This is a genomic window from Gordonia terrae, from assembly GCF_051789125.1.
GTDB classification, from domain to species: domain Bacteria; phylum Actinomycetota; class Actinomycetes; order Mycobacteriales; family Mycobacteriaceae; genus Gordonia; species Gordonia terrae_A.
In genome coordinates, this window is sequence record NZ_CP196526.1 from 1,810,421 (window position 1) to 1,832,727 (window position 22,307).

Genomic DNA, 22,307 nt, shown 5'->3' on the forward strand with positions numbered 1-22,307 from the left:
CGTGGGCCGAGTGTGTACGAACGGCTCGCCCGACGTTCGAGAACGGATCGAGGAAAGAGCCGATGCCGCACCAGGTCGTGGTGACCGTCAAACCGAAGAGCAGTAAGGGACCGTTGGTCGAGACGGGTCCCGACGGCACGATCACCGTCTACGTCCGTGAACCCGCGACGGAGGGCCGTGCGAACAAGGCCGTCGCCGAACTGCTCGCCGCCCACCTCGGTGTCCCCAAGAGCAAGGTCGCTCTCATCGGCGGCGCGACGGCCCGCACCAAGCGCTATCGCGTCGACTGATCAGACCCCTCCGGCCTCAGACAGCACCGGCGAAGCCGTGCTGCCGCCAGGCCTCGTAGACGACGATGCTCGCGGCGTTGGCCAGGTTGTGTGATCGACGACCGGCGAGCATCGGGATGCGCACCCGGTCGGTGACCTCGGGTTCGTCCAGGACGTCCGCGGGCAGCCCGGTCGGTTCCGGGCCGAACAGCAGCACGTCCCCGGGCTGGTAGTCGACGTCGGTGTGGTAGCGCTCGGCGTGCGCGGTGAACGCGAACACCCGCTCGGGCTTCAGCGTCGTCCACGCGGTCACGAGGTTGGGATGCACGGTGACGTTGGCCATCTCGTGATAGTCGAGGCCGGCCCGTTTCACCTGCGCGTCGGACATGGAGAACCCCAGTGGCTCGATCAGGTGGAGTTCGCATCCGGTGTTGGCGGCCAACCGGATCGCGTTGCCCGTGTTCGGCGGGATACACGGCTGGTAGAACATGATTCGGAACATGATGGGATCAGCGTAGCGCCGAACGGTGTGGTCCCCCGCGGTGGTGGTCGGGGTCGCTCACAGCATCAACGGGGTGTTCGCCCCGCACAGCACGATGCACAACGTGGAACCCGGCGACGGCGTCACGACGCCGGCGACCACCGCGGCGACCGCGGTCGCTGTCCCGTGTTCGACGAGGATGCGGTGCGACTCCCACAGCATGCGGCGCGCGGCGATGATCTGGTCGTCGGCGACGATCACGCTGCCGACCGCCGGATCACCGGAGACCGCCTGCCAGCAGAGGTCGCCCACACGAGTGGCGCCGAGCGAATCGGCGGCGATGCTCTCCAGTTCGACGGGGACGGGGGTTCCGGCCGCGAGCGCCTGGTGCAGGCACGATGCGCCGATCGGTTCGGCACCGACGAGACGGTCGCCGGGTCGCAGGGTGGCGGCCATGCCGGCGAGCAGGCCGCCACCGCCGACACACACCACGGTCGTGAGTGGCCCGGGCACGTCGTCGACGAGTTCGAGACCGATGGTCCCCGCACCGGCGACGATGTCGGGGCGGTCGTAGGCGTGCAGCGCCAGGGCCCCGGTCTCGAGAGCCAGTCGTTCGGCGGCGTCGGCTGCCTCCTGATAGCGGTTGCCGACGAGATGGATTCGAGCCCCGATCGTCCGCAGCGTGTCGACCTTCACCTGCGGTGCGGTCGCCGGGATGACGACGGTGACCGGGACGCCGACGATGCGCGCCGCCCACGCCGCGCCGATCGCGGCGTTGCCCCCGGAGGCCACGAGTACACCCGCCTCGGTCAGCATCCCCAGGGCCTGGGCGTGCAGGGTCGCCCACAAGCTGCCACGAGGCTTGAAACAGCCGCCCATCTGCATGTATTCGTGTTTGAACACCACCTCGACCGGACCGTTGGCGGTGTCGAGGACCGCGTGCGAGACCGGCGTGTGCCGCAGATACGGAGCGATCGCCGAGCGAGCGTGCTGAACGTCGGTCGGCGTCACTGTCACGGCACCGACACTAGTCGCGCACGTGCCCGATCACGGCCGACCGGCAGTACCGACACGGGCACGAACTCCGTCGATGACGGAATCCGCGGGGACGAGTGGAAGAATGTCGGGCGTGACCGCGATACGACTCGATGGCAAGACGACGCGCGACGAGATCTTCGCTGATCTGGCCGAGCGGGTGGAGAAGCTCCGGCTGGCCGGCGTCACCCCCGGCCTCGGCACCGTGCTGGTGGGCGACGACCCGGGTTCGCAGTCCTACGTGAAGGGCAAGCACGCCGACTGCGCACGCATCGGCGTCGCCTCGCTCCGCAAGGACCTCCCCGCCGACGCCACCACCGAACAGCTCAACGCCGCGATCGACGAGCTGAACGCCGACCCGGCCTGCACCGGGTACATCGTGCAGCTGCCGTTGCCGCGGCACCTCGACGAGAACGCGGCTCTCGAGCGCATCGATCCGCTGAAGGACGCCGACGGCCTGCATCCGATCAATCTCGGTCGTCTGGTGCTCGGCAAGGAGTCGACGCTGCCCTGCACCCCGCGCGGCGTCATCCACCTGCTGCGCCGCTACGACGTCCCCCTCGCGGGCGCTCGGGTCACGGTCGTGGGTCGCGGTGTGACCATCGGCCGGCCCATCGGGCTGCTGCTGACCCGACGCAGTGAGAATGCGACCGTCACCCTCTGCCACACGGGGACGGCCGACCTGGCGTCGGAGGTCGAGCGTGCCGACATCGTGATCGCGGCGGCCGGCGTCCCGCACCTGATCACCGCCGACATGGTCAAGCCCGGCGCCGCCGTTGTCGATGTCGGCGTCAGCCGGACCGACGCCGGTCTGGTGGGCGACGTCCACCCCGACGTATGGGAGGTCGCAGGCCACGTGTCCCCGAACCCGGGTGGTGTGGGTCCGTTGACCCGAGCGTTCCTGCTGGTGAACGTCGTCGAACGAGCCGAGCAGATGCTGGCGGCCGGAGGCGGCAGCACGACGTGACAGCGGACGAGCGCGACAGTGAGCGTACTCACAGCGATGTCGCCGATCCCGGTGCGCCGGTCGACCCCCCGCGGACCGGGACAGCGGACGACCGACGGCTTCGGGCGGTGCTCATGCAGATCCCATACCTGCTGGTCATGCTGGGTGTGCTGGCGGCCGCGCTCCTCGTGATGTTCGATCGCTGGCGTCGCGGTTCCTTCGTCTTCGGGGCTGCGCTGATCGTCGGCGCCGTCCTACGAGCGTTCATCCCGTCGTCGCGGGCGGGATTGTTGCAGGTCAGAGGCAAGGCATTCGATGTCACCGCGATGGCGACCGTCGGTGGAGTGATGCTGTGGCTGGCAGCGTCGATCGACTCTTTGGGCACGGATTGATTACAATAGAGACCTGAGCGTGACCTTGAGTCTCCATGGTCGCGTGACCTGCCCCCTTCTGCTGCACGGCAGCCGACACCGACCGCTGGAGTTTGTATCACCGCATCACCAACCGACGATTCCGTCAGCGAAGTGACGTCCATGGGCGTGTCCGCGGGTGCGGGCATGATCCACTACGTCCTGCTCACGCGTGACGACCTCGGACGAAGCGTGGTCGACTCACGTGTCATCGACGTCGACCCGACCGACGGCCTCGACACCGCCGGGCGAGTGAACGCCGGTATCGACGTGATGCTCACCGCAGCTCGGGAAACCGGCACACGGGTGGGCCCGATCGGTGTCGCCGCCCGCACCGCCGGACAGCGCCGTCAGCTGCGCTCCCGCGGCAGCGGACCCCGCCGTCAGGTGCGTCTCGCGGGCGAGGACGAGGCCGTGCTCGCCTATCTCACGGACACGGGGGAGATCGACCGGTTCTCCACTGCCGTCGTCGTCGACTGCGGTGATTCGGGGATGTCGCTCTACACCGTCGATCCGCGGAACGGGCGTATCAGCGATCCGGAGCACTCCACGGTCCTCAGCGGACGCCGCCTCGACCGCGCGATCGCCGAGCACCTGGTGGCGGACAACCCGTCGCTGGGTGAGGTCTCGCGCACGCGTGCCGATCGCAGCGAGCTCCGCAGTGCATGCCGGACCGCCAAGGAGGAGATCGCGTACGGGACGTCGGCGTCCGACGGCGCCGCCGTGACACTGTCGGGAAGCCTCGGACGGGTCTCGGTGACCACTTCTCTCGTGGACAGGGCCCTCGAGCCGATGGTCGGCGAGGCACAAGAGGTCTTCGCCCGGTACATCGCGGCGGCGGCGGCGCGCGGAGTGCGTCCGGACGCGGTGGTGTTCGTCGGCGGACTGGCGAATCTCCCGCTCGTACGGAGTATTGCGGGAGGCCACGACCTGGAGGTCGTGAACCCCGCGGCACCCGAACTCGTCGTGGCCACCGGCGCGGCGTTGCTCGCCCTCGAGAACTACTCGGTCACCACGCGGTTGGCCTTCATCGGCGGCAAACCGCAGCGTGAGTGGCTGTCCGCGACGCCGATCGCGGTCGCCGGAGCCGTCATCGCCGCGACGCTGATGACGATCTACGCGGTCAGTTCGTCGTTCGCGGACCGTCAGGTGCCCGCGCCGCAGCCCTCGGTGAGCAGTGTGCCCGCCGCCGCTGCGACGAGCGAGGACAGCCCGGTCCCCACCCCAGCCGTCACCGAACCCTCGACCCGGACCCCGGTGGCACCGCTGCCGCCGACGTTCGTCCTGCCGACGCCGACGCCCACCCAGCAACCTTCGCCCGACGCCGGTTGGGGCGACCCGCCGGCGTGGGCGACCACCGAGCTTCCGCCGACTCGTCCGTCGACGGGCACCAGCACCCGCACGCTCTCGCCGTTCCCGTGGCCGGACCTGACCTTCCCGCCCGGATCGACGCCGACGATTCCGCCGGACCTGTTGCCGCCCGGTCTCCGTCCGCCGACCGCGGCACCCACTCCGCCGCCGCCGACCTATTCGACGACAACGACCACACGTCCGGGCGGACAGGCGCGGCCGAGTAGTACGCGCGCCGGTGCGACCGCGGTGCCTGGCCCGTCGGACTCCGGGAAACCGAGTGACGGACAGGCGAACCCGCCGTCGCAGCCGGTTCCGCCGAGCAGTCCGGTGCCGTCGGCGTCAGCTGCGCGCTGACAGGCCGGGGGTCGTTCAGGCGTCGCGGCGAGCGAGATCGACCGTGCGCTTGAGCAGGTCGCTGATGGCGTCGAATTCGGTGAGGAAGCCGTCGTGACCGGTCTCTGACCGGACGACCTGGAGGCCACCGACGCAGTTGCCGAGTTCCTCGGCCAGCTCGACCTGTAGACGCAAGGGATACAACCGATCCGAGTCGATACCGCCGACGATGACGGGCACGGAGCAGTCGTTGAGCGCCTTCGCGACCCCGCCTCGGCCGCGACCGACGTCGTGATGATTGAGGACCTCGGTCAGGACGACGTAGCTCGCCGGGTCGAAGCGCGCCATCAGTTTCGACGCCTGATGGTCGAGGTAGCTCTGTACCGCGTAGCGTCCGCCCGTCAGCGGGTTGTCGTCACCCTGGGCGTGGTTGGCGAACCGCGCGTCGAGCTCGGGCTCGCTGCGGTACATGAGGTGCGCGATGCGCCGTGCTATTCCCATGCCCTGCAACGGGATTCGCCCGGTCTCGTAGTAGTCGCCGCCACACCAGTCCGGATCGGCCTTGATCGCGGCGATCTGCGCGGACTGGATGCCGATCTGGTCGGCGGTCGCACGTGCACCGACTGCGAGGACCAGCGCACTGCGGACCCGGTCGGGATACTCGATGACCCATTCCAGTGCGCGAGCCCCGCCCATGGAGCCGCCGAGTACCGCTCCGACACTTCGGATTCCGAGACGGTCCATCAGCGCCACCTCGGCGCGAACCTGGTCGAGCACCGTGATCTGCGGGAAACGCGAACCCCACGGACGGCCGTCCGGCGCGGGCGAACCCGGCCCGGTCGACCCCTTGCATCCGCCGAGGACGTTGGCGGAGATGACACACCACTCGTCGGTGTCGATGGCCATGCCGGGGCCGATGAGGCCGTCCCACCAGCCTGCGGAGTCGTGGTCGGCGTCGGCCGGCCCGGTGACATACGAGTCACCCGTCAGGGCATGGAGAGTGAGGATCACGTTGTCGCGTGACGGCGACAACGTCCCCCAGCGCTGGAACGCCAGGGTGACGTCGTCGATCCGTTCACCGCTGTCGAGAGGCAGCGAGCCGATGGGTATGCCGACGAGTTGCCCGTCCGGGAGTGACTCCCAGTCGGGCTGATCAGACGCTGTCGCGTTCAGGTCGATACTCACCGACAATGCTGCCTCACCTGTGTCACTTGGCCGCCGCGAAACCCTGTTCGAGGTCGGCCAGGATGTCGTCGATTCCCTCGATGCCCACGGCCAGGCGGACGAGGCCCGGGGTGACGCCCGCGGCGAGCTGCTCCTCAGGGGTCAGCTGGCTGTGGGTGGTCGACGCCGGGTGGATGACGAGCGAGCGCACGTCACCGATGTTGGCGACATGGCTGTGCAGACTCAACGCATCCACGAACTTCTTGCCCGCATCCACGCCGCCCGCGATCTCGAAGGCGACGATGGCGCCCTGACCCTTGGGTGCCAGCTCCTGGCCCCGCTGGTACCAGCGTGAGGATTCCAGGCCCGCGTAGGCGACCGACTCGACCTGGGCGTGCTCGTCCAGGAACGCCGCGACCTTCTGGGCGTTGGCGACATGACGCTCGATACGCAGGCTCAGGGTCTCGAGTCCCTGCGAGAGCAGGAAGGCGTTGAACGGCGCGATGGCCGCACCGGTGTCGCGCAACCACTGCACCCGGGCCTTCAGCGCGAACGCCGGGGCGCCGAGGTCGGCGAAGACGGCTCCGTGGTAGCTGGGGTCCGGGGTGGTGAAGCCGGGGAAGAGGTCTTTCCCGTCACGCTGGACGCGCCAGTCGAAGGTGCCGCCGTCGACGATGACGCCGCCGATGGCGGTGCCGTGTCCGCCGATGTACTTGGTGGCCGAGTGCACCACGATGTCGGCGCCGTGGGCAAGCGGGTTGATCAGATACGGCGTCGCGACGGTGTTGTCGACGATCAGGGGGATGCCGTTGCTGTGTGCGACCTCGGAGATGCCCTTGATGTCGAGGATCTCGTTGTTGGGATTGGAGATCGACTCACCGAAGAACGCGCGGGTGTTGTCCTTGACCGCGGCCTGCCACGACGCGGGATCCTCCGGGTCCTCCACGAAGGAGACCTCGACACCCAGCTTCGGGAGGGTGTAGTGGAAGAGGTTGAAGGTGCCGCCGTACAGGCGCGGGCTCGACACCACATGACCGCCGGTCTCGACGATGTTGAGGATCGAGTAGGTCTCGGCGGCCTGACCGGACGCGACGAGCAGTGCGGCCACGCCACCCTCGAGAGCGGCGACGCGCTGCTCGACGGCGTCCTGCGTCGGATTCATGATGCGGGTGTAGATGTTGCCCGGCTCGGCGAGACCGAAGAGGTTCGCAGCGTGCTGGGTGTCGTTGAAGACGTACGACGTGGTCTGGTAGATCGGCAGCGCCCTGGCGTTCGTCGCCGCGTCGGCGGCCTGGCCGGCGTGAATCTGCTTGGTCTCGAAGCTCCAGTTGTCGGCTGGATCGGTGCCGTCGGGAGAATTGTCTTCCGGGGATGTGCCGGCGGGGGCATCAGACATGACGATTGATCACTTTCTACGGTCGGCAGGGCAACTCGACCCTGGTGGGGTCCGACCTTCGGACCCGCGCTTGCCGGGGATCGCAACCGCGATCCCACAACCCGGTCATCACCCGGAGCACCCCACCGCGGATGGAGGGTTGCCGATCAGCCAGCCGGGGCTTTTCGCTGATACTCATGACCTGGCGACAAGGATATAACACGTATGTGAGGGCCTGAGAACCCTCCCGTTCAGCGCGACCGGAACCCGGCACAACCCTGGCGGAGCGGGTACCTCCCCGGTGTCACCCGACCGGGTGAAATCGGCGGCTGGGACGAAGAAAACGCCAGGTCACGTCGTTAGCGGCACTCAGCGTCCTGGTCGATCCGCCGATCGCAGTCCTAGGGTTCGGCTCAGCCCCGGCGGTGCCGGTCGACGATCCGGTTGGGCCGGTTCGGCCCTCATGGTCCGGGTTCGCAGAGGAGCCCCCATGGCCGCGAAGTCGCATCTCCGATCTCCCCGGACCACGGTGCTCACAGCGTCGGTCACCGGGATCGCGGTGGCAGGTGCGCTGTGTCTGTCGGGAACGGCCCCCGCGCGGGGCGACGACCTCGATTGCGGCGGTGGTGCGGTGATCATCGTCGGCGGTACCAACGACCCGGAGGCCCGGCACCTGATCGGCGTCGAGCAGCGATACACCGGTGTCGGTCCCGACAACCGGGCCGGGACCGCCGACGACGACGCGAGGTACTCCGGGGCCGGTCGCTACCGGGTCGTCCACGCGGACTATCCGACGACGATCTGGCCGCTCGGTGCTGCCGGATACGACGACAGCACGGCACGGGGAATCGCCTCGACGGCCCGTGCGATCTCGGAGTATCAGGCCGACTGCGACGGCAAACCCGTTGTCGTCGCGGGATATTCGCAGGGCGCCCGGGTGGCCGGCGACGTGTTCGCCGACATCGGCACCTCGACTCCCGTCGACGCCGCAGGCAACGAGACCGCCGACGGCACATATCGTCTCGTCGACGTCGCCGGGACCCCGGGCGATTCGTCCGACGACGTGCTGATCAGCATCGAGCAACTCTCCGGCGAGCTGTATGCCGACCCACGCCAGGCCGGGGACAAGACCGGCCGGGGCATCGAATTGTCCCTGATAGGGATCATTCCGGGTCTCACGATGTCGGGTCCGCGCTCCGGGGCCCCCACCGATCGCGGTTTCGGTGTCCTGGACGATGAAGTGGTCTCGGTCTGTGTCGAGGGGGATCCCATCTGCGACCTCCCGGACCCGTTCCACGACCCCATCGGTGCGATCGACGGTCTGCTCGGTTACTTCACCAAACACAATCTGTACCCGTTCGCCATGTGGCGCGATCCGTCGTCGTCGTGGACCACCCGCCCGGTGGAATGCGACGACCAGGGGACGACGTGCACAGTCGGCGCCGGCTCCGCGTTCGCCGAACTCGTGCAGGGCTGGGCACGCGACCTCGGCGTGACCGGCGATCACGGCGACTTCCTCTCCGGCAGGCCGACGCTGTCTCTCCCCTTCGGGATCGAGTTGGCGGACCTGCAGCCCGTGGTCCGGCTCGTCCAGGGTCTGCTCCCGCCGTTGCCGCGTCTCGGATACGGGGCCTACCTGCCGGATCTCTTCGTGTTCGCCGACATTCTTGAAGGCATACTCACCCTCTCCCCGGCACGGTTCGCCGAAGGCGTGAGCGCCCTCGCGGCGAGTGTCCGGAGCATCGTGCTCCTTCCGGTCGCGTTCGTGCGCTATTGGACGGGCGCGCTCGTCGGGCCCCGGATCACCCTGCCGCAGCAGGGGACCGGGGTCGTCGCGGATGTCACCGATCCGGGACCGGGGTCGGTGCTCCGCCTTGTCGACACCGCGACGGGCGAACCGGTCGTCGACACCGTGGTCGACGGAGACATCGATCGATCGGTCACGGCGACAACGCCTTCCGCGGGTGACATCGGTGACGCGGGTCCGGGTGCCGGCACCGTGGCGGCGGATGGGCCCGCGTCGGTATCGACCGAACCGCCGGCGACAGAACAGCCGGACGCAGAACAGCCGGACGCAGAACAGCCGGACGCAGAACAGCCGGGAACAGGGCAACCTGTGGACGAGGGCCCGGACCTCGTGCGTACCGACGGCGGCACCGATCTCGACGCACCCGACGTTGGTGCCGCGGTGGATGCACCCGTCGGGGACGCCGGGCATGGGGATGGTGGCGACGCAGAAGTGGGCTCCGATCCCGACGAGCACTCCGGCAGCGAGCCCGACGAGTGACACGCCCCTGACCGTTCGGCGGAGTTCGGCCGCGGACCGTGTGCCTCAACTCACGACCCGCGGGGGAATCGGTGTCGGCGTGCCAGGGTTGGCATGAATCGTGCCTGACGCTCTCTCGACCGCAACCGGTGCGCCGGACGACCTGACTCTCTCGGGCCGACCGGCGTACGACGTGTCCTCGAACACCGCACACGCCGACTCCGCCGATTCAGCCTCGTCCGGGGTGTCTCGCCGGAATCGTCGGTGGACGATACTGGCGCTCGCTCTCGGCGGCTTCGGCATCGGTACGACCGAGTTCGTCGCGATGGGACTGCTTCCCAACATCGCAGGGTCGCTGGGCGTTTCGGAGCCGACGGCCGGCCATGTCATCTCCGCCTACGCGATGGGCGTCGTCGTCGGGGCGCCTCTCATCGCGGCCCTCACCGCGCGGATGTCGCGCCGCACCCTGCTGATCGGCCTGATGGTCGCGTTCACCGTCGGCAACTTCCTGACCGTCGTGGCGCCGGACTATGGACTCCTGCTCGTCGCGCGGTTCATCGCCGGGCTGCCGCACGGCGCGTACTTCGGTGTCGCGGCGCTCGTCGCCGCCCACCTGGCCGGCCCGCGCAATCGGGCGAAGGCGGTCGGTCAGGTCATGCTCGGTCTGTCGGTGGCCAATGTGTTCGGAGTTCCGGCGGCGGCCTGGTTGGGCGAGACCTTCGGCTGGCGATCGGCGTTCGCGATCGTCGTCGTCATCGGTCTGGCCACCGTGCTCGCTCTCACGCGTGCCCTGCCCGCCCTGACCGGGATGAAGACGACCGATCCCCTCACCGAGCTCGGGGCGCTCACACGGTCTCAGGTGTGGTTCACCCTCGTCATCGGCACCGTCGGGTTCGGCGGGATGTTCGCGTTCTACACCTATCTGAACTCGGCTCTGACCACGGACACCGGACTGTCGGTCGCGGTCGTCCCGTTCGCGTTGATGCTGTACGGCCTCGGTATGGTGACCGGCAACTTCGTCGGCGGCTACGTCGCCGATCGCAACGTGTCGGTGGCCATCCTCGGCGGCCTCGCAGCCAGCGCGCTCAGCCTCGGGGCATTCGCGATGTTCGCCGGCCATGCCTGGGCAGCGCTCGTCCTCACCTACCTGGTGGCCTTGACCGGTTCGACGATGCTCCCCGCGTTGCAGACCAGGCTGATGGACGTGGCCGCCGACGCGCAGACCCTCGCGGCGGCGCTGAACCACTCGGCTCTCAACATCGCCAACGCCGCCGGCGCACTTCTCGGCGGTGTGGTGGTCAGCGCCGGCTACGGCTACCTCGCGCCATCGGTCGTCGGCGTGTTCCTCGCGATCGCGGGGATCGCCGTCACCTGCGTCGCCCTGGTCGCAGCACGACGCCGGGCCTGACCGGGCCGACGACGAAGGGCCGACCGGATCTCCGGTCGGCCCTTCGTGTCTGGTGGTGCCCGGTGTGGTCGGTCAGCCGTTGGTGGGCGGCGTCGCGATCGTCTTCGACAGGTAGAGCGGCTCGCCCAGCTTGTTGATCAGCTCGAGCTGCGTCTCCAGATAGTCGATGTGCTCTTCCTCGTCGGCGAGGATCTCCTCGAGGAGGTTGGCGCTGGTGATGTCGCCCTTCGAGCGGCACATCGCGATGCCGGGGCGGAGTCGCTCGACCACTTCCACCTCGATCGACATGTCGGACTCGAACTGCTCGCGGATCGACTGACCGATGCGCAGGGGCAGCAGACGCTGGTAGTTGGGAAGTGCGTCGAGGAAGAGGATGCGGTCGGTCAGCCGCTCCGCATGCGTCATCTCCTCGATCGACTCGGCGCGGGTCTTGGCCGCGATCTCCGTCAGACCCCAGCTCTGCTGCATCTTCGCGTGCAGGAAGTACTGGTTGATCGCGGTCAGCTCGCTGGTGAGCTGCTCGTTGAGTAGTTCGATGACCTCGTCGTCGCCACGCATGTGACAGCCTCCCGTTCGCCGTATATGTCCGGTCGAACCGTAACACGACAAATAGCCCCGCGCGCGTACTCGCGCGAGGTCGGGAGTCGAGGTCAGATCATGCAGCGGTCGTCGCGGTTGACGCCCTTTCGTTCAGGATGGAGTGCAGTTGGTCCAGGCAGGTCCCGCAGCCTTCGCCCGCGCCGCAGCGGTCGCTGATCGCGTCGACGGTGTACGCACCCGCATCGCAATGCTGATGGACCTCGTCGACCGTGACGGCGCGACATATGCAAACGAACATCTTCGGACTCACCTTCGTGCCTGGATTAGGTAATGCTTACATATGTTCGAGGTGGTGCACAAGGGTTGCCTTACCTTTTTTTCGTCGGGCAATGCGACGCGATCCTCAGGCGGGGACCTGTCGGACCGCGTCCGTAGGATGTGGCCCCGTGCCACTCACGATCTCCACGGTGAACGTCAATGGAATCCGCGCAGCGGTCAAACATCGGTCGGAGGCCAATCGCGGGCTCCTGCCGTGGCTCGAGTCCGAACTCGATTCCTCCGGGCTCGACGTGGTCCTGCTGCAGGAAGTCCGGGCCGACGAAGAGCTGGCGCGCGAGGCGCTGGCACCGGCGCTCGACGCCGGCTGGCATCTCACGATGTCCGAATCCGCCGTCAAGGGCCACGCGGGCGTCGGTGTGCTGACCAGGGTCGCCCCGACGGCGGTGCGGGTCGGCTTCGGCAGCACCGAGTTCGATGACCTCGGCCGCTACCTCGAAGTCGATCTCGACACCGACCTCGGACCGCTCACGGCAGCGAGCCTGTATCTACCGAAGGGTGCGGCGCTGTCCGACGCCGAGAAGGACATCGCCAAGCACGACGAGAAGGTCCGCTTCATGGACGAGTTCGGCGCCCACCTGGCCCGCCTCGTGCGTCGTCGTCGGCACGTCGTGGTCGGTGGTGACTGGAACATCGCGCCCGCCGAGGCCGACATCAAGAACTGGAAGGGCAACCTGAAGAGTCCCGGTTTCCTTCCGCACGAACGGGCCTGGGTCGCCGATCTCCTGTCGAGTGGCTGGCGGGACGTCGTGCGGGAACTCTTCCCGGACGAGTCCGGCCCGTACTCCTGGTGGTCCTGGCGCGGGAAGGCGTTCGACAACGATTCCGGGTGGCGCATCGACTACCAGCTCGCGAACAAGGCGTTGGCCGCCCGGGCCGTCAAAGGCGAGGTCGCGCGCGCCGCCGCGTACGACCTGCGCTGGTCCGACCATGCCCCGGTCACCGTGCGGTACGAGTGAGCGGATCTGACAAACTGGAGGCCATGACCAGCGACGCAGAGCGCAGCGGGGGCCCGGCGGACGGGGCGGCGCAGGCACGCCCCCGAGTCCTGTCGGGCATCCAGCCGACCAGCGATTCCTTCCACCTCGGGAACTACCTCGGCGCGGTGCGCCAGTGGGTGGCGTTGCAGGACGACTTCGAGGCCTTCTACTTCATCCCGGACATGCACGCTCTCACGGTGCCGTTCGACCCGGCGGTGCTCGCGCAGCGCACCCGGCTGAGCGTGGCCCAATTGCTCGCCGTCGGCGTGGACCCCGATCGTTCCACCATCTACGTGCAGTCCCACATCCCCGAGATCGCCCAGCTGACCTGGATTCTGTCGTGTCTCACCGGATTCGGTGAGGCCAGCCGCATGACCCAGTTCAAGGACAAGTCGGCCAAGCAGGGGGTCGACGCGGCGGGGGTCGGCCTGTTCACCTATCCGATCCTGATGGCCGCAGACATCCTGGCCTTCCAGGTCGACCGTGTGCCGGTCGGCGAGGACCAGCGGCAGCACCTGGAACTCACGCGCGACCTCGCGCAGCGGTTCAATTCCCGTTTCGGCAAGGTGCTCAAGGTCCCGCAGCCCCACATCGTCAGAGAATTCGCCAAGATCTACGACCTGCAGAACCCGACCGCCAAGATGAGCAAATCCGCGGACACCGACAAGGGCCTCATCAATCTCCTCGACGACCCCAAGCGCTCGGCGAAGAAGATCCGGTCGGCCGTCACCGACACCGGCTCGGAGATCCGGTTCGACACGGCCGAGAAGCCCGGTGTCTCCAATCTGCTGACCATCCAGTCGGCGCTGTCGGGTGTCGGCGTCGACGATCTCGTCGCCAAGTACGAGGGCAAGGGATACGGCGAGCTGAAGGTCGACACCGCCGAGGTGCTCACCGAGTTCGTCACCCCGCTGCGCGGCCGTGTCGACGAATACCTGTCCGACCCGGCCGAACTCGATGCCGTCCTGGCCCGGGGCGCGGCCCGCGCACGGGGCATTGCCTCCGAGACGCTGGCGTCGGTCTATGACAAGGTGGGGTTCCTGGCGCCTGGCCGGTGACTCCGGACCCGCAGGACGCCGTCCCGCGCTCCGATGAGAAAGGCCATCCATGACCTCCGCGCCAGACTCGGGCAAGTCGCCGGTGGACACTGCGAAGTCGGCTGTGGGCAAAGGGATGTCGGTAGTCGACAAGGGTAAGTCGGCTTTCGCCGCCGCGCGGGAGAAGTGGCCTGCCGTCGAGCACCTGGTGCAGACCGTCGAACGCTACAACGAGCGGCGCGGGAATGTGTACGCCGCGGCCATCAGCTTCAACGGCATCCTCGCGCTGGTCCCGATCATCATGGTGGTGTTCTCGGTCGCGGCGTTCGTGCTCGCCAACCAGCCCCAGTTGCTCGAGGACCTGCAGAACGCCGTCGTCGAGGCCGCACCCGGCAAGATGGGTGAGCAGCTCAGTGAGGTCATCGATTCGGCGATCTCCTCGCGCGCCGCGGTCGGGATCGTCGGTTTGATCGGTGCCGCGTTCACCGGGATCGGTTGGATCTCCGGGGTGCGTGTGGCATTCACCGAGATGTACGGCGGTCGCGTCGATCGCAACCCTGTTCTGTCGAAGGTGTGGGACCTCCTCACGTTCGCGTTGTTGGGCATCGCGTTCGCCGTGACGATGGCGCTGACGACCCTCGGCAACAGCGGACTCACCACCACGATGCTCTCCTGGGTCGGACTCGACGACGCGTCGTGGGCCCCGGTCGTGGTGCGGGCGGTCGCGATCGTCGTGTCCGTGGTCGCCAGCTGGCCCCTCTTCACCTTCGTGCTCGCGAGGCTCCCGCTGGTGCCGTTGCCCATGACACACGCGATGAAGGCCGGCCTGGTCATCGCGGTCGCTTTCGAGCTGATGAAATCGCTGGGCGGACTGTATCTTCAGTCGGTCCTCGGGTCGCCGGCCGGAGTTGCGTTCGGCCCGATCTTCGGTGTCTTCGTCTTCGCCTACCTGGCTTCTCGGATCGTCTTGTACGCGACGGCGTGGTGCGCGACCGACCCCATCAACACCCGGTATCAGGTGGTGGAGGAGCCCGACGCGGAATTGCACCGGCCGGTTGTCATCTCACCGACGGTCGAGGTGAACCCGGCACCGCGCGCGGGTGCTCTCGCCGCTGCGGCCGGTGCGGGAGCCGCAGCGGCCGCGCTCGTGGGGTTCCTTCGTCGGCGGTGACCCCGCCGGTTCAGCGTCGCCGTGAGAAGCGGAGTCCGAGAAGCAGGAGCGCCACCACGACGAGAGCCGCGACGAGGCCGATCAGCACACGAACCGACGCGTGCGACGCGGTATCGGAGTGCGGCGCCGCGCGATGGGTGCCGGACGACGCGGGTGTCCGCTCGGCCGACGACTCGGGCGGGCCCGGTCCCGCATCGACGAGGTGGCCCACCGAGATCCCGCGGTCGGCGCGGAATCCGTAGTCGAACAGGGCCTTCGCCTGATCCCAGTACAGGTCGCCGTCGACCGACAGCCCGAACATCTGCACGATGACCAGGCTGCGTCCGTCGCGCTCGACGGCGCCCACGAACGTCTTGCGTGCATCGTCGGTGTAGCCGGTCTTCCCGCCGAGCACACCCGGATAGCCGTCGAGCAGAAGCCGATTGCTGGTGTACATGTCGTAGGCGGGATGGTCCTTGTCGCCGGGGACGTCCGGCCGTCGAGGGTAGCCCGGGAAGCGGAAGGTCGGCGTGGCGATGAGCTCCCGGAAGACCGGCTCGGCCATCGCCGCCCGGAAGACGATAGCGAGATCGTAAGGTGACGAGGACATCCCGGCTGCGTCGAGACCGGAAGGGCTCGCCGCGCGGGTGTCGGAGGCACCGAGTGCGGCCGCGCGTGCGTTCATCTTCGTCAGGGTGGCGTCGACGCCACCCAGTTCACGGGCGAGCGCGTTCGCGCAGTCGTTACCCGACACCAGGAGCAACCCGGTCAGCAGGTCGCGGACGGTATAGGTGCCACCCGGGCCCATGCCGCAGGAATCGCCTTCGGCACTCCAATCCTCCGGGGTCGGCACGACGGGTGCGGCGAGGTCGAGTTCGTCGAGGACGACCAGGGCGAGAAGTACCTTGATCGTCGACGCCGGGCGGTACCGTCCGTGTGGGTCCTTGGCCGCGATGATCTGTCCCGACCCGAGGTCGGCGACCAACCAGCCGGCCGAGGTCAGGCCTGGCGGAACGGGCCCCGCGGCGGGGTCGGCGACGACCCCGCAGTAGGAGAGATCCTCACCGCCGACGGCGGGCGTCGGCACCGGAAGCGGAGTCGGGGTTGCCGAACCCGGTGCGACGACCTCGGATTCGTCGACGGCGGGCGGCGTCGAGACCTTGTGCGGACAGTGATCGGTGACCGGTGTGGTGACGACCGGGGGAGCCGGGGCGGGCGGTGGCGGCACCGCCGCGGCAGGCGGTATCCCACCGGCGATCGTCCCGAACGTGACCACGGCCGCGAGCGCACACAGGGTCCGACGCGTCCACCTCCGGGTCACCGATCGGACGTTACCAGCGGACAAGGCGGCGTCCGGGGCATCGACGCGGGGCACGTCAGCGCGTGTCGCGGGTCGTGGCCACGACCTCGGTCAGCCACCGGTGCATCACCCCGCGGGCCAGGGGCGTCGTCACGACCTCGACGGCTCCGGCCTCGTCGATGAACCGGTCGGTCGCGGCGTCGCCCAGGACCTCGACCACATCCGCCCGTGACTCGGGGTGTGACAACCAGTCGCTGACCAGTGCGCCACCCGCCTCGAGATGGAATTGCACGCCATAGCAGTTGCCCTTCCGGTACAGCTGGGTGTCGCACTGCGCGGACGACGCCAGCAGATCGGCCCCGGCCGGGAGCCGGCACGCGTCGAAATGCCAGTGCACAGTGTCGATCTCATCGTGGTGTCCGGCGGCGTGAAGCGCGGGGCCCCAGACCGGATCGGCGAGGCCCGCGTCGTTGAATGTCACGGGACGGACGCCGAGTTCGGGGGATGGTCCGGTGAAGACCTCGCCGCCGAGGGCTTTCGTCAGCATCTGTGCGCCGAGGCATACGCCCCACACGGGAATCCCGGCTTCGACAGCCCGCGCCAGCAAGGCGATCTCCTCGGTGATCCACGGGAGGCGCTCCGCGTCACCGACTCCCATGGCTCCGCCGAGGACGATGATCGCGTCGACGCCGGCGAGGTCCACCGGGACCGGCTCGCGCCAGATGCGAAGCGTCGTCACCTCGGCGACCTCGTCGAGGGCTGGGCCGTATGCGCCGGGCGGTTCGGAGTCGGCATGCCGGATCTCGAGCACGCGCACCGGGTTCTGCGTCATCCGCCAACACTACGATCTCCGTGTGTTCTCGTCTCGTCAGCTCGGCACGAACTGGTCGCGAGCTCACCATGCGCGGTGTGCTCGGCGACGCGCTGGTCGTCGATCCAGATCTCGCACCGCGCGAATCGACCCGCCGACTGGAACAGTGCGACGACCGGTGTGTCGGGGGAGGGGCGGGTGAACACCAGGGACGACGACCACAGTCCCGATGACGAATCCCGTTGCGACAGAGGGACGTCTGCCTGTGTACGCAACCGACCGAGCGCGTCGTACCAGGCCGCCGAGCCGTTGTGTTGCCGGTCCGAGGTCAGTGTCAGCGTGACCCGCGATACGGGCGGCGCGCCGCCGGGCGCTGCGAGGGCCGGGGAGAACACCGCGAACGCCAGACTCGCGCTCATCGTGCAGGTGAGCAGCAGGCGCAAGAGGAGAATGCGGATCATGCGGGACTCCGTTCGAGTGTGCCGGCTCGCGAGGTGTGCGAGATCGGTGTCGCACTCTAGGACGCATCCGGTCGCGATCCGGTTCCCGCCTCAGCCCGGCACGATGACCGGAAGTGAGGCGAGCTTGCGTGCCAGAGTGCCTTCTTCCCAGCGTGATCCGTCTACGTCGAGCCGGACGGTGGAGGTCTCGGCCAGAAGGTGTTCGACGGCGATGCGCGCCTGCAACCGTGCCAATGCCGCTCCGACACACAGATGCAGTCCCTTGCCGAATGCGAGATGGGATCGGCGGGCCGCGGGATCGAGGTCGATGATCGCGGGGTCGTCGAAGTGTGCGGGGTCCCGGTTGGCGGCTCCCCACATGAGGAACACGTGCGCGCCCGCGGGAAGGGACGTGTCACCAAGCGTCGTGTCGGACACGACGTGCCGAAAGTGTCCGCGGAACGGTGTCTCCAGTCGGAGCGCCTCCTCCACGAACACCGGGATGAGCGCGGGGTCGCGACGCAACGCCGCTTCCGTGTCCGGGTGCCTGCCGAGGAGCCAGACCGCGCTGCTCAGCAGGCTGGTCGTCGATTCGGCCCCGGCGGCGACGAGCTGGAAGAGGATCATCACGGCCTCGCCGTGGTCGAGACGTCCCTGCATGACCCGATCCGCGATCTGGCTCAGCGCGGTCGAGGTCTCGCTCATGTTCCCGTGTCCGACCATCTGGTCGGACAGCGCGTGGGAGAGGTGGGCGGTCAGTTCGGCCACCGCGGAGGTCGCCGTTGCCAGCTGCGCAGGGGTGATGATGCCGTCGATCAGCACATTGGTCGCGACCGCCCAGTCGGTCAGGTCGTCGAGCGCATCGGTGCGCAGCCCGAGCAGCTCGGCGACCACCGCCATCGGGATGCGTCGAGCGATGGCGGGCACCCAGTCGATCCGACCGTCGTGCAGCCCGTCGTGCCACGCGGCGGCGACCAGTCGGCGGACCTCGGGTTCGAGCGCGCGAATCCGCGCAGGGGATACCGCCGGCATGACGAGGGTGCGGTGGTCGCGATGGCGCGGCCCGTCAGCGGTGGCCAGGACGTGCATGGCGTCGCCGAGACCCGCGACCGGGAACTCCGAGACCCGGCCGTCGTCGTGCCAGACCATCGTCGCGGTCAGGTTCGACGAGAAGTCGTCCGGCCGGCTCACCGCCTCGGCGATGAGGTCCCAGGAGCCGACGGCGTAGAACGGGGACTCGCCGATCTGTTGGACCGGTGCGTCGCCGTGGAGCCGCGAGTAGAAGGTCGTGGGGTCGTCGGTGGTGTGCATGACACCAGGGTCGATCACCTCGACGGACGAGCGCGCGCGATTCGGAGAACACGATACTGCTGCGGTCGGAAACGGTTACCATGCGTCTCATGGCAACTCTCTGAACTGGTACGACGGTCTACTCAACTTGTTCACCATGTCTCATCATGAGATTCGAGCGGGGGAGGGCGGACGATGGCGCGGGACTGGCTTGTCGGCGGCGATCGTGCGGATGCGGCGCGCGACCGACTCGTCGCGCATGCGGCGGCGCTGATCGGGCGACGCGGACTCGATGCCTTCGATCTCGACGAACTCGGGCGCCGTGCGCATTGCTCGCGTGCGACCATCTATCGCCACGCCGGCGGCCGGGCGGCACTGATCGAGGCGGTCTTCGCGACGACGTCGGCGCCGGTGCTCGACGAGATCCGCTCGTCCACAACGGGACTGGTGGGCGAGGAGCGCGCCCGCAAGGTCATCGTCGAGACGCTGCGCGCGCTTCGGCAGGACAGGGTGATCCGGCAGTTCCTCGCACCTCGCAGTCTCATGGACGCGACGCCGACCGTACTGGCTTCACCCACGGTGCTCGCGGTGGCCGCCGATCTGACCGGTATCGACGCGGGCGACACCGCGTCTGCACGGCTCGTCATCCGGTCGGTGCTGGGTCTGCTCCTGTGGCCCGGGGAGCCGGCAGAAGAGGCAGACCTCGTGAACGCCGTCGTGGCCGGGGTCTTCCGGCGTGACCCCGGCCCGCTCGACAGCAGCACCGACGACACCGGCCCGCACCCCTGAGGGGTGCGGGCCGGTGCCGGGCTGCAGAGAGGAGTACGTGTTGGTCAGCGCGAGAACATCAGGGCGCGCTTGACCTCGGAGATCGCCTGGGTCACCTGGATGCCGCGGGGGCATGCGTCGGTGCAGTTGAAGGTGGTGCGGCAGCGCCACACACCGTCGACGTCGTTGAGGATGTCGAGACGCTCGACGGCACCTTCGTCGCGGCTGTCGAAGATGAAGCGATGCGCGTTGACGATGGCGGCCGGGCCGAAGTACGAACCCTCGGTCCAGAACACCGGGCAACTCGTCGTGCAACACGCACAGAGGATGCACTTGGTGGTGTCGTCGAAACGTGCGCGGTCGGTCTGGCTCTGGATGCGCTCACGGGTCGGCTCGTTGCCCGAGGTGATCAGGAACGGCTTGATGGCGCGGTATGCGTCGAAGAACGGTTCCATGTCGACGACGAGATCCTTCTCCACCGGCAGGCCGCGGATGGGCTCGACGGTGATCGTGATCTCCTTGGACTTGTCCTTGGGGAGCATGTCCTTCATGAGGAGCTTGCACGCGAGGCGGTTGACGCCGTTGATGCGCATCGCGTCGGAGCCGCAGACACCGTGCGCGCAGCTGCGACGGAAGGTCAGCGTGCCGTCGAGGTAACCCTTCACGTACAGCAGCAGGTTGAGCAGGCGGTCCGTGGGCAGGGCCGGGACACGGAAGCTCTCGAACCCCTGCGCGTCCGGGTTCTCCGGATTGAAGCGGAAGATCTTGAGCGTCACCATCGTGGCCTCGTCGGGCACCGGTGGCAACGGCGGCTCGTCGGAGGACGGCGCGGGCTTGTCCAGAACAGATGTCATCAGTACTTACGCTCCATCGGTTCGTAGCGGGTCTGCACCACGGGCTTGTAGTCCAGCTCGATGTCCGAGAGAAGGTCGTTGCCCTTCTTGTACGCCATGGTGTGGCGCATGTAGTTCACGTCGTCGCGGTCGGGGTAGTCCTCGCGCGCGTGACCGCCGCGCGATTCCTTGCGGTTGAGCGCGCCGACCACGGTCACCTCGGCCATCTCGAGCAAGAAGCCGAGCTCGATGGCCTCGAGCAGGTCGCTGTTGAAGCGCTTGCCCTTGTCGTGGACCTTGATGTGGGCGTAACGCTCTTTGAACCGATGGATGTCGGTGAGCGCCTGCTTGAGGGTCTCCTCGGTGCGGAACACCGAGGCGTTGGCGTCCATGGAGGCCTGCAGTTCGGTGCGGATGTCGGCGACACGCTCGTGGCCGTGTTCGCTCAGCAGCAGTTCGAGCCAGGAGTCGACCATCTCGGTCGGCGCCTCCGGGAGTTCGGTGAACTCCGCGGAGTTGGCGTAGTCGGCGGCTGCGATACCGGCGCGACGGCCGAAGACGTTGATGTCCAGCAGCGAGTTGGTGCCGAGGCGGTTGGCGCCGTGGACGGACACGCAGGCGCACTCGCCCGCGGCGTACAGCCCGTGGACGACCTCGTCGTTGTTGCGCAGCACCTGACCGTTGATGTTGGTCGGGATGCCGCCCATGACGTAGTGGCACGTGGGGAACACAGGCACGTACTCGGTGACGGGGTCGACGCCGAGATAGGTGCGGGCGAACTCGGTGATGTCGGGGAGCTTCTCGTTGAGGACGTCCTCGCCGAGGTGGGTCACGTCGATGTAGACGTAGTCCTTGTTGGGTCCGGCGCCGCGACCTTCGAGGACCTCGAGAACCATCGATCGCGCGACGATGTCGCGAGGTGCGAGGTCCTTGATGGTGGGGGCGTAGCGCTCCATGAAGCGTTCGCCGTCGGCGTTGCGCAGGATGCCGCCCTCACCGCGGACGGCTTCGGAGATCAGGATGCCCAGTCCGGCCAGGCCGGTCGGATGGAACTGGTGGAATTCCATGTCTTCCAGGGGCAGTCCCTTGCGGAAGATGATGCCCATGCCGTCGCCGGTCAGCGTGTGCGCGTTCGACGTCGTCTTGTACATGCGCCCCGAGCCGCCGGTGGCGAAGACGATCGACTTGGCGTGGAAGACGTGGATCTCGCCGGTCGCGAGTTCGTAGGCGACGACGCCGGTGGCGACCTGCTCGCCCTTCTCGTTCTCGGTGAGGCAGATGTCGAGGGCGTAGAACTCGTTGAAGAACTCGACGTCGTGCTTGACGCAGTTCTGATACAGCGTCTGCAGGATCATGTGGCCCGTGCGGTCGGCGGCATAGCAGGCGCGGCGCACCGGCGACTTGCCGTGGTCACGGGTGTGTCCGCCGAAGCGGCGCTGGTCGATCTTGCCCTCGGGCGTCCGGTTGAACGGCAGGCCCATCTTCTCCAGATCGAGCACCGCGTCGATGGCCTCCTTGGCCATGATCTCGACGGCGTCCTGATCGGCCAGGTAGTCACCACCCTTGACGGTGTCGAACGTGTGCCACTCCCAGTTGTCCTCCTCGACGTTGGCCAGAGCGGCGCACATACCGCCCTGGGCCGCGCCGGTATGGCTGCGAGTGGGGTAGAGCTTGGTCAGTACCGCGGTGCGGGCGCGCGGAGCGGATTCGATCGCCGCGCGCATGCCTGCGCCGCCGGCGCCCACGATGACGACGTCGTAGCGGTGTTCCTGCATGTTCTGG

Annotated in this window: 22 protein-coding genes and 1 riboswitch; of the genes, 10 read left to right on the forward strand and 12 right to left on the reverse strand. The window is 68.1% G+C overall.

The window, feature by feature from the left end; all coding sequences use genetic code 11:
- Positions 1-62: 62 nt before the first annotated feature.
- Entirely contained in the window at positions 63-290 is a 228-nt protein-coding gene (locus tag ACSUZC_RS08220; protein ID WP_439032352.1) for a DUF167 domain-containing protein, read from the forward strand.
- A gap of 16 nt (positions 291-306) precedes the next feature.
- Here the strand turns inward: ACSUZC_RS08220 and ACSUZC_RS08225 are convergent, their stop codons facing one another.
- Both ACSUZC_RS08225 and ACSUZC_RS08230 read right to left on the reverse strand, forming a co-directional pair.
- A complete protein-coding gene (locus ACSUZC_RS08225; RefSeq protein WP_439032353.1) occupies positions 307-771 on the reverse strand; it encodes a tRNA (cytidine(34)-2'-O)-methyltransferase in 465 nt (154 codons plus the stop codon).
- 57 nt (positions 772-828) lie between these two features.
- Positions 829-1,767: a serine/threonine dehydratase gene (locus tag ACSUZC_RS08230; RefSeq protein WP_439032354.1), complete on the reverse strand. Its 939-nt coding sequence runs from the start codon at positions 1,765-1,767 to the stop codon at positions 829-831.
- A gap of 112 nt (positions 1,768-1,879) precedes the next feature.
- Between ACSUZC_RS08230 and ACSUZC_RS08235 the strand changes: the two genes are divergently transcribed.
- The 3 genes from ACSUZC_RS08235 (at position 1,880) to ACSUZC_RS08245 (ending at position 4,848) form a co-directional block, all read left to right on the forward strand.
- Positions 1,880-2,752 (forward strand): bifunctional methylenetetrahydrofolate dehydrogenase/methenyltetrahydrofolate cyclohydrolase, encoded by an 873-nt coding sequence (locus tag ACSUZC_RS08235; RefSeq protein WP_439032355.1) that lies wholly within the window; start codon positions 1,880-1,882, stop codon positions 2,750-2,752.
- Positions 2,753-2,865: 113 nt separating this feature from the next.
- Positions 2,866-3,123 carry a DUF3017 domain-containing protein gene (locus tag ACSUZC_RS08240; RefSeq protein WP_439032356.1) on the forward strand — a complete coding sequence of 86 codons (258 nt, stop codon included), beginning with the start codon at positions 2,866-2,868 and terminating at the stop codon, positions 3,121-3,123.
- A gap of 141 nt (positions 3,124-3,264) precedes the next feature.
- Complete coding sequence (locus ACSUZC_RS08245) at positions 3,265-4,848, forward strand: Hsp70 family protein (RefSeq protein ID WP_439032357.1); 1,584 nt, start codon at positions 3,265-3,267, stop codon at positions 4,846-4,848.
- Positions 4,849-4,863: 15 nt separating this feature from the next.
- Here the strand turns inward: ACSUZC_RS08245 and metX are convergent, their stop codons facing one another.
- Both metX and ACSUZC_RS08255 read right to left on the reverse strand, forming a co-directional pair.
- Positions 4,864-6,018 (reverse strand): homoserine O-acetyltransferase MetX, encoded by a 1,155-nt coding sequence (gene metX, locus ACSUZC_RS08250; RefSeq protein ID WP_439032358.1) that lies wholly within the window; start codon positions 6,016-6,018, stop codon positions 4,864-4,866.
- 16 nt (positions 6,019-6,034) lie between these two features.
- Positions 6,035-7,387 (reverse strand): bifunctional o-acetylhomoserine/o-acetylserine sulfhydrylase, encoded by a 1,353-nt coding sequence (locus ACSUZC_RS08255; protein WP_439032359.1) that lies wholly within the window; start codon positions 7,385-7,387, stop codon positions 6,035-6,037.
- Between the two features lie 61 nt (positions 7,388-7,448).
- Positions 7,449-7,569: riboswitch (SAM riboswitch) on the reverse strand.
- A gap of 287 nt (positions 7,570-7,856) precedes the next feature.
- On the opposite strand from ACSUZC_RS08255, the gene ACSUZC_RS08260 reads away from it, so the two are divergent.
- Together ACSUZC_RS08260 and ACSUZC_RS08265 are read left to right on the forward strand one after the other, a co-directional pair.
- Entirely contained in the window at positions 7,857-9,653 is a 1,797-nt protein-coding gene (locus ACSUZC_RS08260) for a cutinase family protein (protein WP_439032360.1), read from the forward strand.
- Positions 9,654-9,825: 172 nt separating this feature from the next.
- Positions 9,826-11,040 carry an MFS transporter gene (locus tag ACSUZC_RS08265; protein WP_439033038.1) on the forward strand — a complete coding sequence of 405 codons (1,215 nt, stop codon included), beginning with the start codon at positions 9,826-9,828 and terminating at the stop codon, positions 11,038-11,040.
- A gap of 72 nt (positions 11,041-11,112) precedes the next feature.
- On the opposite strand, the gene bfr is transcribed toward ACSUZC_RS08265, so the two are convergent.
- Together bfr and ACSUZC_RS08275 are read right to left on the reverse strand one after the other, a co-directional pair.
- Positions 11,113-11,598, reverse strand: coding sequence for a bacterioferritin (gene bfr, locus ACSUZC_RS08270; RefSeq protein WP_439032361.1), 486 nt, complete (start codon positions 11,596-11,598; stop codon positions 11,113-11,115).
- Between the two features lie 97 nt (positions 11,599-11,695).
- Positions 11,696-11,878 (reverse strand): (2Fe-2S)-binding protein, encoded by a 183-nt coding sequence (locus ACSUZC_RS08275; protein WP_238422162.1) that lies wholly within the window; start codon positions 11,876-11,878, stop codon positions 11,696-11,698.
- 148 nt (positions 11,879-12,026) lie between these two features.
- Between ACSUZC_RS08275 and ACSUZC_RS08280 the strand changes: the two genes are divergently transcribed.
- Genes ACSUZC_RS08280 through ACSUZC_RS08290 form a run of 3 tightly spaced genes read left to right on the forward strand, consistent with a single transcriptional unit; the run spans position 12,027 to position 15,104 of the window.
- Entirely contained in the window at positions 12,027-12,875 is an 849-nt protein-coding gene (locus tag ACSUZC_RS08280; RefSeq protein WP_439032362.1) for an exodeoxyribonuclease III, read from the forward strand.
- 23 nt (positions 12,876-12,898) lie between these two features.
- The gene (gene trpS / locus ACSUZC_RS08285) at positions 12,899-13,954 is read left to right on the forward strand and encodes a tryptophan--tRNA ligase (protein ID WP_439032363.1); all 1,056 of its coding nucleotides are present in this window, start codon (positions 12,899-12,901) and stop codon (positions 13,952-13,954) included.
- A 49-nt stretch (positions 13,955-14,003) separates the two neighbouring features.
- Positions 14,004-15,104 carry a YhjD/YihY/BrkB family envelope integrity protein gene (locus tag ACSUZC_RS08290; RefSeq protein WP_439032364.1) on the forward strand — a complete coding sequence of 367 codons (1,101 nt, stop codon included), beginning with the start codon at positions 14,004-14,006 and terminating at the stop codon, positions 15,102-15,104.
- 10 nt (positions 15,105-15,114) lie between these two features.
- Here the strand turns inward: ACSUZC_RS08290 and ACSUZC_RS08295 are convergent, their stop codons facing one another.
- The 4 genes from ACSUZC_RS08295 to ACSUZC_RS08310 all read right to left on the reverse strand — a co-directional run bounded on the left by ACSUZC_RS08295 (position 15,115) and on the right by ACSUZC_RS08310 (position 18,945).
- The gene (locus tag ACSUZC_RS08295) at positions 15,115-16,404 is read right to left on the reverse strand and encodes a D-alanyl-D-alanine carboxypeptidase family protein (RefSeq protein WP_439032365.1); all 1,290 of its coding nucleotides are present in this window, start codon (positions 16,402-16,404) and stop codon (positions 15,115-15,117) included.
- A 55-nt stretch (positions 16,405-16,459) separates the two neighbouring features.
- The gene (locus ACSUZC_RS08300; protein ID WP_439032366.1) at positions 16,460-17,215 is read right to left on the reverse strand and encodes a type 1 glutamine amidotransferase; all 756 of its coding nucleotides are present in this window, start codon (positions 17,213-17,215) and stop codon (positions 16,460-16,462) included.
- The gene (locus ACSUZC_RS08305; protein WP_439032367.1) at positions 17,212-17,655 is read right to left on the reverse strand and encodes a hypothetical protein; all 444 of its coding nucleotides are present in this window, start codon (positions 17,653-17,655) and stop codon (positions 17,212-17,214) included. Before ACSUZC_RS08305 ends, ACSUZC_RS08300 begins: the two co-directional genes overlap by 4 nt.
- A gap of 90 nt (positions 17,656-17,745) precedes the next feature.
- Positions 17,746-18,945 carry a cytochrome P450 gene (locus ACSUZC_RS08310; RefSeq protein ID WP_439032368.1) on the reverse strand — a complete coding sequence of 400 codons (1,200 nt, stop codon included), beginning with the start codon at positions 18,943-18,945 and terminating at the stop codon, positions 17,746-17,748.
- A 174-nt stretch (positions 18,946-19,119) separates the two neighbouring features.
- Between ACSUZC_RS08310 and ACSUZC_RS08315 the strand changes: the two genes are divergently transcribed.
- The gene (locus ACSUZC_RS08315) at positions 19,120-19,713 is read left to right on the forward strand and encodes a TetR/AcrR family transcriptional regulator (RefSeq protein WP_439032369.1); all 594 of its coding nucleotides are present in this window, start codon (positions 19,120-19,122) and stop codon (positions 19,711-19,713) included.
- 44 nt (positions 19,714-19,757) lie between these two features.
- Here the strand turns inward: ACSUZC_RS08315 and ACSUZC_RS08320 are convergent, their stop codons facing one another.
- Positions 19,758-20,546, reverse strand: a complete 789-nt coding sequence (locus ACSUZC_RS08320) for a succinate dehydrogenase iron-sulfur subunit (protein WP_238422129.1) — start codon at positions 20,544-20,546, stop codon at positions 19,758-19,760.
- The gene (sdhA, locus tag ACSUZC_RS08325; protein WP_439032370.1) at positions 20,546-22,300 is read right to left on the reverse strand and encodes a succinate dehydrogenase flavoprotein subunit; all 1,755 of its coding nucleotides are present in this window, start codon (positions 22,298-22,300) and stop codon (positions 20,546-20,548) included. The genes ACSUZC_RS08320 and sdhA overlap by 1 nt, the downstream gene beginning before the upstream one ends.
- Positions 22,301-22,307: the final 7 nt, after the last annotated feature.